The sequence below is a fragment of the Thauera butanivorans NBRC 103042 genome, assembly GCF_001591165.1.
Lineage (GTDB): Bacteria > Pseudomonadota > Gammaproteobacteria > Burkholderiales > Rhodocyclaceae > Thauera > Thauera butanivorans.
The window spans coordinates 49,641-64,746 of record NZ_BCUG01000032.1; the positions used below are offsets into that span (position 1 = coordinate 49,641).

General features: G+C 66.7%; 11 protein-coding genes and 2 pseudogenes. 7 read left to right on the forward strand and 6 right to left on the reverse strand.

Features of this window, described 5'->3' with window-relative positions; translation table 11 throughout:
• Positions 1 to 273: 273 nt before the first annotated feature.
• The gene (locus TBU01S_RS13800; RefSeq protein WP_068637205.1) at positions 274 to 492 is read left to right on the forward strand and encodes a YMGG-like glycine zipper-containing protein; all 219 of its coding nucleotides are present in this window, start codon (positions 274 to 276) and stop codon (positions 490 to 492) included.
• Positions 493 to 823: 331 nt separating this feature from the next.
• Positions 824 to 2,446, forward strand: a complete 1,623-nt coding sequence (locus TBU01S_RS13805) for a peptide chain release factor 3 (RefSeq protein ID WP_068637206.1) — start codon at positions 824 to 826, stop codon at positions 2,444 to 2,446.
• A 52-nt stretch (positions 2,447 to 2,498) separates the two neighbouring features.
• Here TBU01S_RS13805 and TBU01S_RS13810 read toward each other — a convergent pair whose 3' ends face one another.
• A complete protein-coding gene (locus tag TBU01S_RS13810) occupies positions 2,499 to 3,026 on the reverse strand; it encodes a hemerythrin domain-containing protein (protein ID WP_068637207.1) in 528 nt (175 codons plus the stop codon).
• Positions 3,027 to 3,339: 313 nt separating this feature from the next.
• Here TBU01S_RS13810 and TBU01S_RS13815 point away from each other — a divergent pair, with 313 nt between their 5' ends.
• The gene (locus TBU01S_RS13815) at positions 3,340 to 3,816 is read left to right on the forward strand and encodes a cytochrome P460 family protein (RefSeq protein ID WP_068637208.1); all 477 of its coding nucleotides are present in this window, start codon (positions 3,340 to 3,342) and stop codon (positions 3,814 to 3,816) included.
• Positions 3,817 to 3,962: 146 nt separating this feature from the next.
• A complete protein-coding gene (locus TBU01S_RS13820) occupies positions 3,963 to 4,718 on the forward strand; it encodes an enoyl-CoA hydratase (protein WP_068637209.1) in 756 nt (251 codons plus the stop codon).
• 59 nt (positions 4,719 to 4,777) lie between these two features.
• Here the strand turns inward: TBU01S_RS13820 and TBU01S_RS13825 are convergent, their stop codons facing one another.
• From TBU01S_RS13825 to TBU01S_RS13840, 5 genes and pseudogenes are all read right to left on the reverse strand, one after another.
• On the reverse strand, positions 4,778 to 5,482 hold the full coding sequence (locus TBU01S_RS13825; RefSeq protein WP_068637210.1) for an SDR family NAD(P)-dependent oxidoreductase: 705 nt from the start codon (positions 5,480 to 5,482) through the stop codon (positions 4,778 to 4,780).
• A 238-nt stretch (positions 5,483 to 5,720) separates the two neighbouring features.
• On the reverse strand, positions 5,721 to 6,761 hold the full coding sequence (locus TBU01S_RS13830; RefSeq protein ID WP_369404212.1) for an HD-GYP domain-containing protein: 1,041 nt from the start codon (positions 6,759 to 6,761) through the stop codon (positions 5,721 to 5,723).
• Entirely contained in the window at positions 6,758 to 7,084 is a 327-nt protein-coding gene (locus tag TBU01S_RS24320; protein ID WP_068637211.1) for a hypothetical protein, read from the reverse strand. Before TBU01S_RS24320 ends, TBU01S_RS13830 begins: the two co-directional genes overlap by 4 nt.
• 18 nt (positions 7,085 to 7,102) lie before the next feature.
• Positions 7,103 to 7,471: pseudogene (locus TBU01S_RS25115) on the reverse strand (Hpt domain-containing protein); the annotation flags it as partial.
• 49 nt (positions 7,472 to 7,520) lie between these two features.
• Positions 7,521 to 9,971 (reverse strand): annotated as a pseudogene (locus TBU01S_RS13840) (PAS domain S-box protein); the annotation flags it as partial.
• A 468-nt stretch (positions 9,972 to 10,439) separates the two neighbouring features.
• On the opposite strand from TBU01S_RS13840, the gene fdnG reads away from it, so the two are divergent.
• From fdnG to TBU01S_RS13860, 3 genes are all read left to right on the forward strand, one after another.
• Positions 10,440 to 13,496, forward strand: a complete 3,057-nt coding sequence (gene fdnG, locus TBU01S_RS13850; protein ID WP_157659148.1) for a formate dehydrogenase-N subunit alpha — start codon at positions 10,440 to 10,442, stop codon at positions 13,494 to 13,496.
• Between the two features lie 93 nt (positions 13,497 to 13,589).
• The gene (fdxH, locus tag TBU01S_RS13855) at positions 13,590 to 14,477 is read left to right on the forward strand and encodes a formate dehydrogenase subunit beta (RefSeq protein WP_068637215.1); all 888 of its coding nucleotides are present in this window, start codon (positions 13,590 to 13,592) and stop codon (positions 14,475 to 14,477) included.
• Positions 14,474 to 15,097 carry a formate dehydrogenase subunit gamma gene (locus tag TBU01S_RS13860; protein WP_068637216.1) on the forward strand — a complete coding sequence of 208 codons (624 nt, stop codon included), beginning with the start codon at positions 14,474 to 14,476 and terminating at the stop codon, positions 15,095 to 15,097. Before fdxH ends, TBU01S_RS13860 begins: the two co-directional genes overlap by 4 nt.
• The last annotated feature ends 9 nt before the right edge of the window (positions 15,098 to 15,106 follow it).

Genomic DNA, 15,106 nt, shown 5'->3' on the forward strand with positions numbered 1-15,106 from the left:
CGCAACTCCCGCTTTCGGCACGCCGCAGCCAGCCGCCAAGCTGCGTCCAAATGTTAAGGCGCCAGGCGCGGGCCGGGCGCGAAAGCCGCCGCGCCTGCCGCCAGTGTCCGCGGGAACGCCGCCGGCACGGCCTGCCGCACGGCCTCGAGGCTGAAACAAGTCGTCACGCTGAGCGCGGAGTTTTCCGCCCGCGCCGTGTTCCCATCCATGGACTCAGCGATCGGGGGAACGCGGTGTTCCCGCCGACCAACGGACACGAGACAGGAGTACAGCATGAAGATCCACAGCCTGATTCCCGCCATTCTGATCACCATCGCCGCAACGGGTTGTGCGACCTGGGACAACATGTCCTCGCGTGAAAAGAGCGCCGTCACCGGCGCCGCGGTCGGCGGCGTGGCAGGCGCGGTCATCACCGACGGCGGCGTCCTCGGCACCGTGGGCGGCGCGGCCATCGGCGGCGTCATCGGCGATCAGGTCGGCAAGAAGAAGTAGGTCCACACATCATCGCAGGGGCGGTCCCGGGGATCGGCCCTGCGGCTGCACTCGGCTGCCGGCACCGCATCGACCACACCTCATCGGCCATCGCCGACCGCTCCCGGCCAACCGCTCCTTTCTCCCTTTCTCCCTTTCTCCTCTGCTCCCGCCGTGGAGCCGCCTCGGGCATCGGCGCCCCCGCCTGGCGCCGATGCCCATTTTCTTGCCCGTTCCACGCCGCCGCTACCCGCACGGCGCCACGGCAGCCCGTCGCATCCTTGGTAGAATCGCCACCGCCCCGCCTCGCACCATTGCGCGCAGGCGGTTTTCTTTTCGCTGACGAATCCCGATGACGACCACCCCCTTCCCGCCCGAGCTGCTGCGCGACGTCGAAAAGCGCCGCACCTTCGCCATCATTTCCCACCCCGACGCGGGCAAGACCACGCTGACCGAGAAGCTGCTGCTGTTCGGCGGCGCGATCCAGCTCGCCGGCACGGTGAAGGCGCGCAAGTCCGCCCGCCACGCCACCTCGGACTGGATGGAAGTGGAGAAGCAGCGCGGCATCTCGGTGACCAGCTCGGTGATGCAGTTCGAGTACCAGGGCCACACCATCAACCTGCTCGACACGCCGGGCCACGAGGATTTCTCGGAAGACACCTACCGCGTGCTGACCGCGGTCGATGCCGCGGTGATGGTGATCGACGCCGCCAAGGGCGTGGAAGCGCAGACGATCAAGCTGCTCAACGTCTGCCGCATGCGCAACACGCCGATCATCACCTTCGTCAACAAGCTCGACCGCGAAGTGCGCGAGCCTTTCGACCTGCTCGCCGAAATCGAGGGCGTGCTGAAGATCACCTGCGCGCCGGTGACCTGGCCGCTGGGCATGGGCAAGGCTTTCCGCGGCGTCTACCACCTGCTGCAGAAGCAGGTGCTGACCTTCACGCCGGGCGAGGAACGCCGCAGCGACGGCGAGATCATCAAGGGCCTGGACAATGCCGAGCTCGACAGCCGCTTCCCGCTGGAGATCGGCCAGTTGCGCGAGGACGTGGAACTGATCGACGGCGCCTCGCCGCCCTTCGAGCTCGATGAATTCCTCGCCGGCCAACAGACACCGGTATTCTTCGGCTCCGGGATCAACAATTTCGGCGTGCAGGAGATCCTGCAGGCACTGATCGACTGGGCGCCGCCGCCGCAGCCCCGCATTGCGGGCACCCAGCCCGAAGGCACGCGCATGGTGCAGCCGGCCGAACCGGCCTTCACCGGCTTCGTGTTCAAGATCCAGGCCAACATGGATCCCAAGCACCGCGACCGCATCGCCTTCTTCCGCATCTGCTCGGGGCGCTACAGCTCGGGCATGAAGGTCAGGCACGTGCGCGCCGGCCGCGACATGAAGCTCGCCAACGCGCTGACCTTCATGGCCAACGAGCGCGTGATCATGGAAGACGGCGTCGCCGGCGACATCATCGGCATCCACAACCACGGCCAGCTGCAGATCGGCGACACCCTGAGCGAAGGCGAGAACATCGGCTTCAAGGGCATTCCGTACTTCTCGCCCGAACTGTTCCGTGCCGCCCGCCTGCGCGACCCGCTCAAGTCCAAGCAGTTGCAGAAAGGCCTGCAGGAACTGGGCGAGGAGGGCGCAATCCAGGTCTTCGAGCTGGAAGGCGGCCAGATGCTGCTGGGTGCCGTCGGCGTGCTGCAGTTCGAGATCGTCGCCCAGCGCCTGAAGGACGAATACAAGGTCGACGCGATCTTCGAGCCGGCCGACATCCACACCGCGCGCTGGCTGACCTTTCCGGACGATGTCACCCGCCGCAACTTCGAGCGCGAGCAAGCCCTGCGGCTGGGCAAGGACATCGACGGCAACCCGGTGTACCTGGCAAGCAGCCGCTACAACCTCGAAGTGACGGCGGAAAAATGGCCCAAGGTCACATTCCACGCCACCCGCGAGCACGGCCAGGTGCTGGCCTGATCAGCCGCCGGCGCCGGCAGGCCGCGATCCCCGTCCGGGGCGGCCAGCCGCCTCAGGCCACCGGCGCGTAGAGCGGGTAGAGCACTTCTTCCTCGCGCCGGATGCGGTCGGCCAGGGCCGCGCCCACGGCCTCGAGGTCGGCGGTGAAGCTGGCGGCCAGCGAAGGATCCTCGCCGAGACGGGCATAGCGCGCCAGGAAGGCGACGACCTTCTTGCCGATCTCGTCCATGTCGTGGCGGAACTCGTGCATCAGCGCATGGCTGGCGGGATCGCCCGCCAGCGTGTGTTCGAGATACACGTACAGCCGCACGTTCTCGACCAGCAGATGGCCGTGGAGGTCGGTACGGAAACGCTCCAGCAGCGGCGCGGCCTCGTCCAGGCGCCCGCTGCGTGCCGCACGGCTGATCTGGCCGACGCAGTCGAGCATGCTGCGGTGGTCGCGCACCAGATGTTCGATCAGGTCGGCGCTGTAGCGGATCGACGTGCCCGGCGCACAGGGCCCTACCTCCGGTGCGGCATGGGCAGGCGCGGCCTGCGGTTTGTCGTGGTGCCTGCCGAGCAGCCAGTCGAGCAGAAACATGGAAAGCTCCTGTGGATGGCCGCGCAACGGCGGCCGGTCGCGGAATGACTATCGACGCTAAGGCAGAACGCCGCGGGTTTCCATGCGATGGATCAAATCCATGCCGGCAGCAGGTGTATGCCGCCCGGACGCTCGCTCCGGCGGCTTGCATCGCAGAACACCGGATCATGATTTTCTCGATCTCCGATTGCCGATCCGGGCGATGCCGGACGCTGCGCATGCTGTGTAGGCTGCAGCCGGGCATGACCCATGACGAACGCGGCTCCGGCCCATCGCCGGGCCCGTTCCCGAGACGAGATCAGGAGGCGACGAAATGTTCAGGACACTGGCAATTGCCATCACCCTCGGCGGCGCTGGCACCGCGCTGGCCGCGCAGGACACCGGCCAGATTCCCTTCCCGGAAGACTACCGCAGCTGGCATCACCATCACTCGACCGTCAACCTCGACGGGCACGAGCCGGCCGGCAACGTCGGCATCCAGCACGTCTATGCCGATGCCGCCGCGCTGGAGGGCTTGAAGAGCGGCAAGTTCGCCAAGGGCGCCACCTTCGCCGTGGATCGCTTCGCCTATTCCGCGGACGGCAACCACTCGCTGTCCCAGGCCGCGCGCAAGGTCGTCGCCGTGATGGTCAAGGACGACGAGCGCTACCCCGAAACGGGCGGCTGGGGCTTCCAGGCCTTCAAGGGCGGCGACCCGAATGCCAGGGCGGTGACGGACGGCGGCATCCAGTGCTTCTCCTGTCACATTCCGCTGGCAGACAACGACTATCTATTCACCCGCGGGCAATAGCGGCCGAACCCGGATTGCCGAAACCGGACCGGGCGGAAGCGCGCAGCGGCATGAAGCACCGCCCGCCCCCCGGCCGCAGCATCCCGTGCTGCGGCCGGCACCGTCCGCTGATACCATCGGACGGTGACCCCGTCAGGAGAACATGGATGATCGAATGCTCCCGCCAGCATGGCGTTCAAGTCATCGAACTGAACCGGCCGGAGAAGAAGAACGCCTTTACCGGTGCGATGTACGACCAACTGCGTGAGGCGCTGGTCACGGCCGACGCGGATGCCTCCGTCTCGGTGATCCTGCTCACCGGCAGAGGCGACGCTTTCTCGGCGGGGAACGATCTCCAGGACTTCCTGGAGTACCCACCGGACAGCGTGGATGCGCCGCCCTTCCACTTCCTGAATGCACTCGTCCAGGTGAAAAAGCCGATTGTCGCCGCCGTCAATGGACTCGCGGTCGGCGTCGGCGCGACGATGCTGTTCCACTGCGACCTGGTCTATGCGCAGGACAGCGCCCGCTTCTCGTTTCCCTTCGTCGCCCTCGGCCTGATCCCCGAAGGCGCCTCCAGTCTGCTGCTGCCACGGCTCGCCGGCCACCGGCGCGCAGCCGAGGCCCTGCTTTTCGGCGACCCGCTGTCCGCCGGCGAAGCCCGGGAGATCGGTCTGATCAATCGGGTCGTCAGCGACCAGCCGGTGCTGGACTTCGCGCTGTCGCAGGCGCTGCGCCTGAGCCGGCTGCCCGCCGGCTCCGTGCTGCAGACCAAGGCCCTGCTCAGGAATACCGACGAAGTGCTCGCACGCATCGCGCTGGAAGCCGAAGCTTTCGTGCTGCGGACGAAGGGGCCGGCAGCCCGCGAAGCCTTCGCGGCCTTCCTCGAAAAGCGCAAGCCGGATTTCTCCGGCCTGGACTGATCCACTGCGGGCGGGCGCGGGCCCCATCCAGCCCCAGCCGACCGCCACACGCCACCGCCCTACCAGGGGATCGGCTTGTCCTGGTAATCGACGAATATCGTGCCGCGCTCACCCTGGTGTCGGGCAATGGTGTCGGCCAGCCCCTTCGCGCTTTCTTCCACGCTGATCGCCGCATCCGGGCCGCCCATGTCGGTGCGGACCCAGCCCGGCATCAATGCCAACACGGTGCGCTCGCCGCCGGCACGGGCGGTGTAGCTGCGCAGCAGCATGTTCAGCGTGGCCTTGCTGGCGCGGTACAGCTCGGAACCGCCTTCGGTATTGCCGGCGATGCTGCCCAGCCCCGACGACATCGCGGCGATGCTGCCCCGGGGCTTGACCAGCGCGGCCAGTGCTTCGATGACGCGCAAAGGGCTCAAGGCATTGGTCACCATCAGGCGCACGAATTCCTCGGTGGCGACCTCGCCGATGGGCAGCCGGGGGTTGTCGATCACGCCGGCATTGACGAGCAGGACGTCGAGCGACGTGCCTTGCAGGCGCTCCGACAAGGCAGCGATCTGTTCCGGCCGGTCGATGTCGATCGCTTCGACACGCAATGCGCCTGCCGACTCCTGCGCCAGGCGGTCCAGTGCAGAATCGGGGGAAGGCTTGCGCTCGGTGGCGATGACCCGCCATCCCCGGGACAGGTATTCACGCACCAGGCCAAGGCCGATGCCTCGCGATGCGCCGACGATGAGAATGGAAGGGACGGATGCGGTCTGGGTCATGATGAAGGCTCCTTTCAGGTCGAACGACTCGTGCCACGACGCGGAACTTGCGCTGGCCGCGACCAAGGCGCACATGTTAAGCGCTGTTCCCCATCGGGGAAACGTGCCCTCACCGCACGGGCGTCATGGGATGCCCGAAGCACTGTGCCGCATCGGGCGGACAGCGATCACTTGCTCACGCGCAGGCAATGAATGACCGCTTGGCTCGGGCGGCCGGAAACCGGTCCAGCCGTGCCGTCTATGCCACCTGCACAAGCGGGGGCGCTGCCCCGGCGGCGGCGCTCTCCGCCCAGCGGGCCTTGATCTGCAGAATCTCGTCCAAGCGGGCGATGAACAGCTCCACCAACGCGGGATCGAAATGGCGGCCCGCGCCTTCGCGCAGCGCGCCGATGGCCTTGTCCACCGGCCAGCCCGGCTTGTAGGGGCGCTCGCTGGTCAAGGCATCGAATACGTCGGCAATGGCGACGATGCGCCCTTCGAGTGGAATCGCTTCGCCCACGAGGCTGTTCGGGTAGCCGCTACCGTCCCATTTCTCGTGATGCGTGAGCGCGATGCTGCGCGCCATCGCCAGCAGCCCGGAATCGGGCTCCCCGATGATCTGGGCGCCGATCTCGCAATGCGAGCGCATGATGCGCCATTCGTCGTCGTCGAGCGGCCCTGCCTTGCGCAGGATCGCGTCGGGAATGCCGATCTTGCCGATGTCGTGCATCGGCGCAGCGTGCAGGATGTCTTCCGCCACGCGCGGCGGCAGCCCGGCAGCCAGCGCCAGCACGCGCGAATAGTGGCTCATGCGGATCACGTGCAGGCCGGTCTCGTTGTCCTTGAATTCGGCCGCCCGTCCGAGCCGCTGCACGATCTGCAGACGCGTGCTGGCCAGCTCTTCCATGCGCACCAGGGACAGATGGGTGCGCACACGTGCCCGCACCACGGGCGCGCTCACCGGCTTGGTGATGTAGTCCACCGCGCCGGCCTCGAAGCCTTCCACTTCATCCCTGGCATCAGCCAGCGCAGTGACGAAGATCACCGGGATGGCAGCGGTCGCGGCATCGGCCTTGAGCCACCGGCAGGTTTCCAGACCGGTGATGCCGGGCATCATGACGTCCAGCAGGATCAGCTCCGGCCGCTCGCTCGCGGCCAGCTCCAGCGCGCGCCGGCCATCCTTGGCATACAGCAGGCGGTAGTCCTGCTGCAGGATGTGGCGCAGCACCTGCAGGTTGGTCGGTTCGTCATCCACCAGCAACAGCTTGGGGCGGCAATCGAGGGCGGTCTGCATGGTCATGGTCCCGTGTTCGCGCCCGGCATTCCGGCGTGGAGCGTCCGCAGCATGGTCTGCACGGCGCCGAATTCGAAGTCGTCGATGACCTTGCCGATGCGCTCGGCCAGGGTCGAATGCCCATCGGCGTTCAAGCCGTCGAGCAGGCGGCGGACCAGTGCATCGTCGAACTCGCCATGTGCGAGCTGGCCGTCCAGCTCGCGTGCCAGCGAGGCGACGTCTTCGCCCGCGCCACGCGCCGGAGGGGCTTCGTTGCCGCCGCCCAGCCGGCCGTGGCTGGCCAGTTCGTTAGCAACGGCAGCCAGCGCCTGCCCCAGCTCGCCGCACAATCCGTCCAGCGCCTGCCCCTGGCCATGCGCGGCCTCGTTCTCGATACGCGCCGCAAGCCCGCTGACGGCCGGCAGGCACAGATTGGCCGCCGCGCCGCGCAGACGATGGCCGAACTGGCGAACGGCGTCGAAATCGGCCGCCGCCGCATGCTGCGCCAGCGTGGCGGCGCTGTCGCGATAGCCGTCCATGAAGTGGCACGCCGCGCGGCACAAGGCATCCGCGCTGCCCCATAGCTCGATGCCGCCCTGCCAGTCGATGACGGCGCCGGGCCGGGCCTCGATGCTGCGCCCGGAGTACGTGCGGCCCGGAACGGCCTGGCCGGTGACACGGGCGATCTCCGTCATCAGCCGCGGCATGTCCACCGGCTTGGAGGCGAAGCCGTCCATCCCGGCCTCGCGCGCGGCGAGCCGGTCCTGGTAGCACGCTGGCGGTCAGCGCGATCACCGGCGTCGGCGCCAGGCCGTTCAGACGCTCATGGGCACGGATGCGACGGGTCGCTTCCAGGCCGTCGGTCACCGGCATCTGCATGTCCATCAACACCACGTCGAAACGGCCCGCCAGGAAGGCCGCGACGGCTTCGTCACCATCGCCCGCGGTCACCAGCCGATGCCCAGCGCGGTTCAGGACCAGGGTCATCAATTCCAGGTTCTGCGGCACGTCGTCCGCGACCAGGATGTGCATCGGCGGCAGTTGCGGCATCGCCGTTTCCTGCTCGGCGCTGACGGGCTCCCCCGCGGGCAGGGGCAGTTCGACGATGAAGCGGCTGCCGACACCGACCTCGCTTTCCGCGTCCAGGCGGCCATGCATCAGCTCGGCCAGTTGGCGGGCGATGGTCGTGCCCAGCCCGGTACCGCCGAAGCGGCGGCTGGTGGACGCATCCGCCTGCGCGAAAGGCTCGAAGATCCTCGCCAGACGATCCGCGGCGATGCCGATGCCGGTGTCCGCCACCTCGATGCGCAAGGCGCCGGGCGCTCCGCCCACTTCGATCCGCACGCCCCCCTGCTCGGTGAACTTGACCGCATTGCCGACGAGATTGGTCAGGATCTGCTGCACCCGCAGCGGATCACCTTCGAAGAAGTCACCCAGCGCCGGATCGTAGGCCGTCTCCAGCGTCAGCCCCTTGCTTTCGGCAGAGAGTGTCAGCGAAGCCGCCACCTGATCGACCAGTTCGCGCAGCGAGAAGCTCACGTTCTCGATCCCCACCGCGCCGCGCTCGAGCTTCGCGGTGTCGAGGATGTCGTTGAGCAGGCCCAGCAAGGAGCGCGCCGAACGCCGCACCGTTTCGAGATGGCGCTGCTGCAGCGAGTCGAGGCGGGTGTCCAGCAAAAGCTCGGTGAAACCGAGAATGGCGTTCATCGGCGTGCGGATCTCGTGGCTCATGTTGGCCAGGAAAGCCGTTTTGCTCGCCGCCGCAGCTTCGGCCCGGTCGCGCGATTCGCGCAAGGCTTCCTCCATGCGCCGCCGTTCGCTGACGTCGAACACCACGCCATCCACCCAGGCGGGCCGTCCGTCCGCATCGGCCACCACCGAAGCGCTTTCCCACACCCACAGCCGGTGTCCGTCGCGATGGATCAGGCGGTACTCCACCGTGTAATCGCCACGGCCCTCGATGGCGGCAGCGACCGCCGCCTCGTGGCAGGCGTGGTCGTCGGAATGGATGAGATCGCAATAGCTGCGGCCACGCTCGACGAATTCGGCCGCATCCCATCCGGTCAGGCCGGCCACCGCATCGCTCACGAACAGGGTCGAACGGTCCTCGCCCAACCGGCGGCGAAACGACATCCCCGGAATGTTGCGCAGCAGGGTTCGATGCTGCTCCTCGCTGGCCCGCAAGGCCTGCTCCATGCTCTTGCGCTGGCTGATGTCGGTGATGATGCCCAGGAACAGGGATTCGCCCGGTATCTTCGCTTGGCCGATGCCCAGCCGGATCGGCATCAGCGAACCGTCGCGGCGCTGCGCCACCACCTCGCGCCCCACGCCGGCGGGGCGCGTCTGACCACTACTCAGATAGTTCGCCAGGTATCCGTCGTGCTGGCCCCGATGCGGTTCGGGCATCAGCATGTTGACGTTGCAGCCGATGACTTCATCCGCCCGCCAGCCGAACAGCTGTTCCGCTGCGCGGTTGAAGGTCTGGATGATGCCGCGCTCGTCGATCGTCACCATGCCGTCGATCGCGGTATCGAAGATCGCCTGGAGGCGCACTTCCCTGGACTCGATCTGCCGATACAACTGCTTGTAGCGGAGCAGGCCGTTGACCACCGCCACGATCGCCGTCAGCGCCAGCGTGATCAGCGCCACCGCGGCAGCGACGAAGCCCGTGTCCGGACCGCTGCCGCCTTCGACCGCGGTGCCGACGAAGCGCGCCGCAGCCATGCCCGTGTAGTGCATGCCGGCTACGGCAAAACCGAGCACGGTGCCGCTGATCACGATGCTGGCCCCGACGGACAGGCGCCGCCGCAGGCGGCGCAGCCGGAAACGCAGCCAGAGCGCGAGCACGGCAAGCGATATCGCGACGACGATGGACAGGCCGAACCACACCGGGTCGTAACGCAAGTCCGGCGCCATCTCCATCGCCGCCATGCCGCTGTAGTGCATGGTGCCGATGCCTGCGCCGACGAGCACGCCGCCAGTGACCAGTTGCCGCATGCTCAGGTGCGGACGCGCCAGCAGGGCCAGCGCCACCAGCGATGCACCGAGACCGGGCAGCATGGACAGCAGGGTGATCGGGCGCGAGTAGCCCACCGGCGTGCACAGATCGAAAGCCAGCATGCCGATGAAATGCATCGCCCAGATGCCCCCGCCCAGCGCAACGGCACCGCTGCCGATCAACAGGGCACGCTCCCGTGCGCCCGCCGCCCGCCGCCCGCCGTGCCACACCGGCCGCATGCAGCGCACTGATGGCGGCAAGGATCGCCACCGCCACCGACAGGGCAACCAGCCAGGGGTCGTGGCTGCCGTACAGCAGCAAGCCCGGATCGACGTCCGAGACAAAGAAAGGCCCTGCTTGGAACATTCCGCTTATTGCCACGCTCTCGGGGGGCCAGGCCACGGCTGACGTTCATCGGTCCATGGCAAGGCGATCGTTATATTTGCCTGAATGTCTTTCTATCCAATTCCCGGCAGGCTGGGCAAACTGGAATGTGCGGCGCCCGTGCAATAGTTTGCAGTCCTGCGCCGAAGGCGCGGAAAGCCGCCTTCATCGAAAAAAACCGCTGGCATCCCGCTGCACACCCCCCTCTGGAGCAATCCTGTTTGCATAGGGTAAACCTATGTCTTGTATTTCATAGGGTTTTATGCTGCCATTGAAGAAGCTGTCCGGTACAGCCCTGCAATCCAACGAAGATGGAGGGAGCCATGAACGTCTCGAGACGCGGATTCTTCAAGGTCTGCGCGGCGGGCATGACGGGATCGAGCCTGGCCACGATGGGTTTCGCGCCCACCGCAGCACTGGCCGAGGTTCGTCAGTACAAGCTCGCGCACGCCACTGAAACACGCAGCATCTGTCCATACTGTTCCGTATCCTGTGGAACGCTGGTCTACTCGATGGGCGACAAGTCGAAGAACGCCAAGGCGCGGATTTTCCACATCGAGGGCGACCCGGACAATCCGGTCAACCGGGGCAGCCTCTGTCCGAAGGGCGCCGGCCTGCTGGACATGGTCCACAGCCCGCTGCGCCTGACCCACCCCGAAGTGCGCGAACCCGGCAGCAACGAGTGGAAGCGCATTTCCTGGGACGAAGCCTTCGACCGCATCGCCAAGCACATGAAGGCCGACCGCGATGCCAACTTCATCGAGAAGAACGAAGCCGGCCTGACGGTCAACCGCTGGAACACCTTCGGTTTCCTCGCCAGTTCCGCTGCCTCCAACGAACCGGGATACCTCACCCACAAGGTCTTGCGCGGCCTTGGCGCGGTTGCATTCGACACCCAGGCACGCATCTGACACGCTCCCACGGTAGCCAGTCTGGCTCCGACCTTCGGGCGCGGCTCGATGACCAACCACTGGGTCGACATCAAGAATGCCGACCTCGTCCTGATCATGGGTGGCAACGCCGCCGAGGCCCACATCTGCGGCTTCAAGTGGGTGCAGGAAGCGAAGCAGGGCCGCAAGGCCAGGCTGGTCGTCGTCGACCCCCGCTTCACCCGCTCCGCGGCCGTGTCCGACTATTACGCGCCGATCCGCGCGGGCTCGGACATCGCCTTCCTGTCGGGCGTCATCCACTACCTGCTGGAAAACGACAAGATCCAGCACGAGTACGTGAAGACGCACACCAATGCGCCTTTCCTGATCAACCCCGACTTCGGTTTCGAGGACGGCCTGTTCAGCGGCTACAACGCCGACAAGCGCAACTACGACAAGTCCACCTGGAGCTACCAGATGGGCGAGGACGGCTACGCCAGGGTGGACCCGACGCTGCAGGACCCGAACTGCGTCTTCCAGCTGATGAAGAAGCACTTCGCCCGCTACGACGCCGACACCGTCAGCCGCATCACCGGCACGCCGAAGGATGCCTTCCTGAAGGTGTGCGGGATGATCGCCGAATGCTCGGCGCCCGATCGCACGATGACCATCCTGTACGCGCTGGGCTGGACGCAGCACTCGGTGGGTTCGCAGAACATCCGCACGATGGCGATGATCCAGCTGCTGCTCGGCAACATGGGCATGGCCGGCGGCGGCATCAACGCACTGCGCGGGCACGCCAACGTGCAGGGCATCACCGACATGTGCCTGTTCGGCGAGAGCCTGCCGGGCTATCTGCACGAGCCGACCGACGCCGAGCCGACGCTGGAGAGCTTCATCGCCAAGCGCACACCGAAGATGCTGCGCCCGGGGCAGATGAACTACTGGAGCAACTACTCCAAGTTCTTCGTCAGCCTGCTGAAGGCCTTCTACGGCCCGAACGCCACCGCCGGCAACAGCTTCGGCTACGACTGGCTGCCCAAGCAGGACACCGCCTACGACGTGCTGGCGATGTTCGAACGCATGCACCAGGGCCGCATGAACGGCTTCGCCTGCCAGGGCTTCAACCCGCTGGCCTCGGTCGCCAACAAGGCCAAGGTCTCGGCTGCGCTGTCCAAGCTGAAGTACCTGGTGGTGATCGACCCGCTGGCCACCGACACTTCCGAGTTCTGGAAGAACCACGGCGAGTTGAACAAGGTCGACCCGGCGCAGATCCAGACCGAGGTGTTCCGCCTGCCGGCGGCGCTGTTCGCCGAGCACGAGGGCAGCTTCACCAACTCCAGCCGCGTCATCCAGTGGCACTGGAAGTCGGCCGACGGCCCCGGCGAGACGCGCGAGGACACCGAAATCCTCGGCCAGCTGTTCACCCGGCTGCGGGCGATGTACGCCAGCGAGGGCGGCGCCTTCCCCGAGCAGTTGATGAAGCTGCATTGGCCCTACCGCATCGCCACCCATCCGTCCGCGGAAGAGCTGGCGCGCGAGATCAGCGGCTACGCGGTCAGCGACCTGGCCGACGCCAGCGGCAAGGTCACGGTGAAGGCCGGCGAACAGGTCGCGGGCTTCGCCGTGCTGCGTGCCGACGGCTCCACCGCCTGCGGGAACTGGCTGTATTCGGGCATGTGGTCGCAGGCCGGCAACCTCACCGCGCGGCGCGACAACAGCGATCCGACCGGCCTCGGCCAGTCTCTCAACTGGGGCTTCGCCTGGCCGGCCAACCGCCGCATCCTGTACAACCGCGCCTCCTGCGACGCCAACGGCAAGCCGTGGGACCCGAGCCGCAACCTCATCCACTGGAACGGCAAGGCCTGGGGCGGCAACGACGTGCCCGACATGCGGCCCAACGCGGCACCGGAAGAGGGCGTCGGCGCCTTCATCATGACCGGCGAGGGCGTTGCCCGCCTGTTCGCGCCCGGCATGGTGGAAGGGCCCTTCCCGGAGCACTACGAGCCGTTCGAGACGCCATTGGGCAAGAACCCGATGCATCCGGACGTGCCCGCGGTGGCCAGCAACCCGGCGGCACGGGTGTACCAGGGCGACATGGAGCTGTTCGGCAAGGCCGACGAGTTCCCCTACGTCGCCACCACCTACCGCCTGGCCGAGCACTTCCACTTCTGGACCAAGACCTCGAAGATCAACGCGATCCTCCAGCCGGAGCACTTCGTCGAGATTTCCGAGGAACTGGCCGCCGAGAAGGGCATCCGCAAGGGCGACGTCGTCACCGTGCGCTCCAACCGCGGCCACATCAAGGCCGTGGCGGTGGTGACCCGGCGCATTCCGGTGCTGACGGTGGAGGGCCGCAAGATCCATACGGTGGGCATCCCGCTGCACTACGGCTTCAAGGGTGAGACCAAACCGGGCTACATCACCAACACCCTGACGCCGTTCGTGGGCGACGCCAACAGCCAGACGCCGGAGTACAAGGCGTTCCTGGTGGACATCGAGAAGGCATGAGGGAGGCAGAGATGAGTACCCCCACACTCACTGTGTTCGTTGCCCCCCGAGGGGGCTACGCCTCCTTCGGGACGGCCCGTCAGGAGGCGTGACATGGCACTGCAATCGCTCGACATCGCGCGGCGCTCGGCGACCACCACCGAGACGCCCAAGGTGCGCGAAACCACCGAAGTCGCCAAGCTCATCGACGTGTCCGCCTGCATCGGCTGCAAGGCCTGCCAGGCGGCATGCATGGAGTGGAACGACATCCGCCCGGAAGTGGGCAACAACGTCGGCATCTACGACAACCCGCAGGATCTCGACGACAAGACGTGGACGCTGATGCGCTTCACCGAAGTCGAGGAGAACGGCAGGCTCGAATGGCTCATCCGCAAGGACGGCTGCATGCACTGCGCCGACCCCGGCTGCCTGAAGGCCTGTCCCTCGCCGGGCGCCATCATCCAGTACTCCAACGGCATCGTCGATTTCCACCAGGAGAACTGCATCGGCTGCGGCTACTGCATCACCGGCTGTCCGTTCGACATCCCGCGGCTGTCGAAGACGGACAACAAGGCCTACAAGTGCTCGCTGTGCTCCGACCGCGTCGCGGTCGGCCAGGCACCGGCCTGTGCCAAGGCCTGTCCGACCGGCGCGATCAGGTTCGGCGCCAAGGAGGACATGGTGCATTACGCCGAGGCGCGCATCGACGACCTCAAGGATCGCGGCTACCAGAACGCCGGCCTCTACGATCCGCAAGGCGTCGGCGGCACCCACGTCATGTACGTGCTGCACCATGCGGACAAGCCGACGCTGTACGCCGACCTGCCGGAGAACCCGCAGATCAGCCCGGCGGTGGCGCTGTGGAAGGGCGTCGCCAAGCCGCTCGCCCTGCTCGCGCTGGGCGCCACGGCCATCGGCAGCCTGTTCCATTACGTCATGAAGGGTCCGAACGAGGTCTCCAAGGAGCTCGAAGCGGAAATGGAAAAGGAGGACGCAAAATGATCCGCAATCCGCGTGACCTGCAGCGTTACAACGCCTCCGAGCGCGCCAACCACTGGATCGTGGGCATCTGCTTCATCCTGCTCGCGCTGTCCGGCCTGGCCTTCTTCCACCCCGCGCTGTTCCCACTGGTCAACCTGTTCGGCGGCGGCACCTGGGCACGCATCCTGCACCCCTGGATCGGCGTGGTGATGGCGGTGTTCTTCGTCATCATGTTCTTCCGCTTCGCCAGCCTCAACCTGATGGGCGGGAAGGACTGGGACTGGCTGTCCAAGGTCGGCAAGATGGTGGACGGCAACGACCACGACATGCCCGAGCAAGGCAAGTACAACGGCGGCCAGAAGCTGCTGTTCTGGCTGCTGACGCTATGCATGGTGCTGATCACGGTCTCGGGCGTGGTGATGTGGCGCAGCCAGTTCGACTTCCCGGTCGGGCTGGTGCGCGCCGCGGTGGTGGTGCATGCCGCCGCCGCCGCGTTCATGATCGGCCTGATCTTCGTGCACGTGTATGCCGCGATCTGGACGCGCGGCACCATCCGCGCCATGCTCTACGGCACCGTGACCCGTGCCTGGGCCAAGCAGCACCACCGTGGCTGGTACCGCCAGATGACGGGCAAGGACTGAACGGCCCTG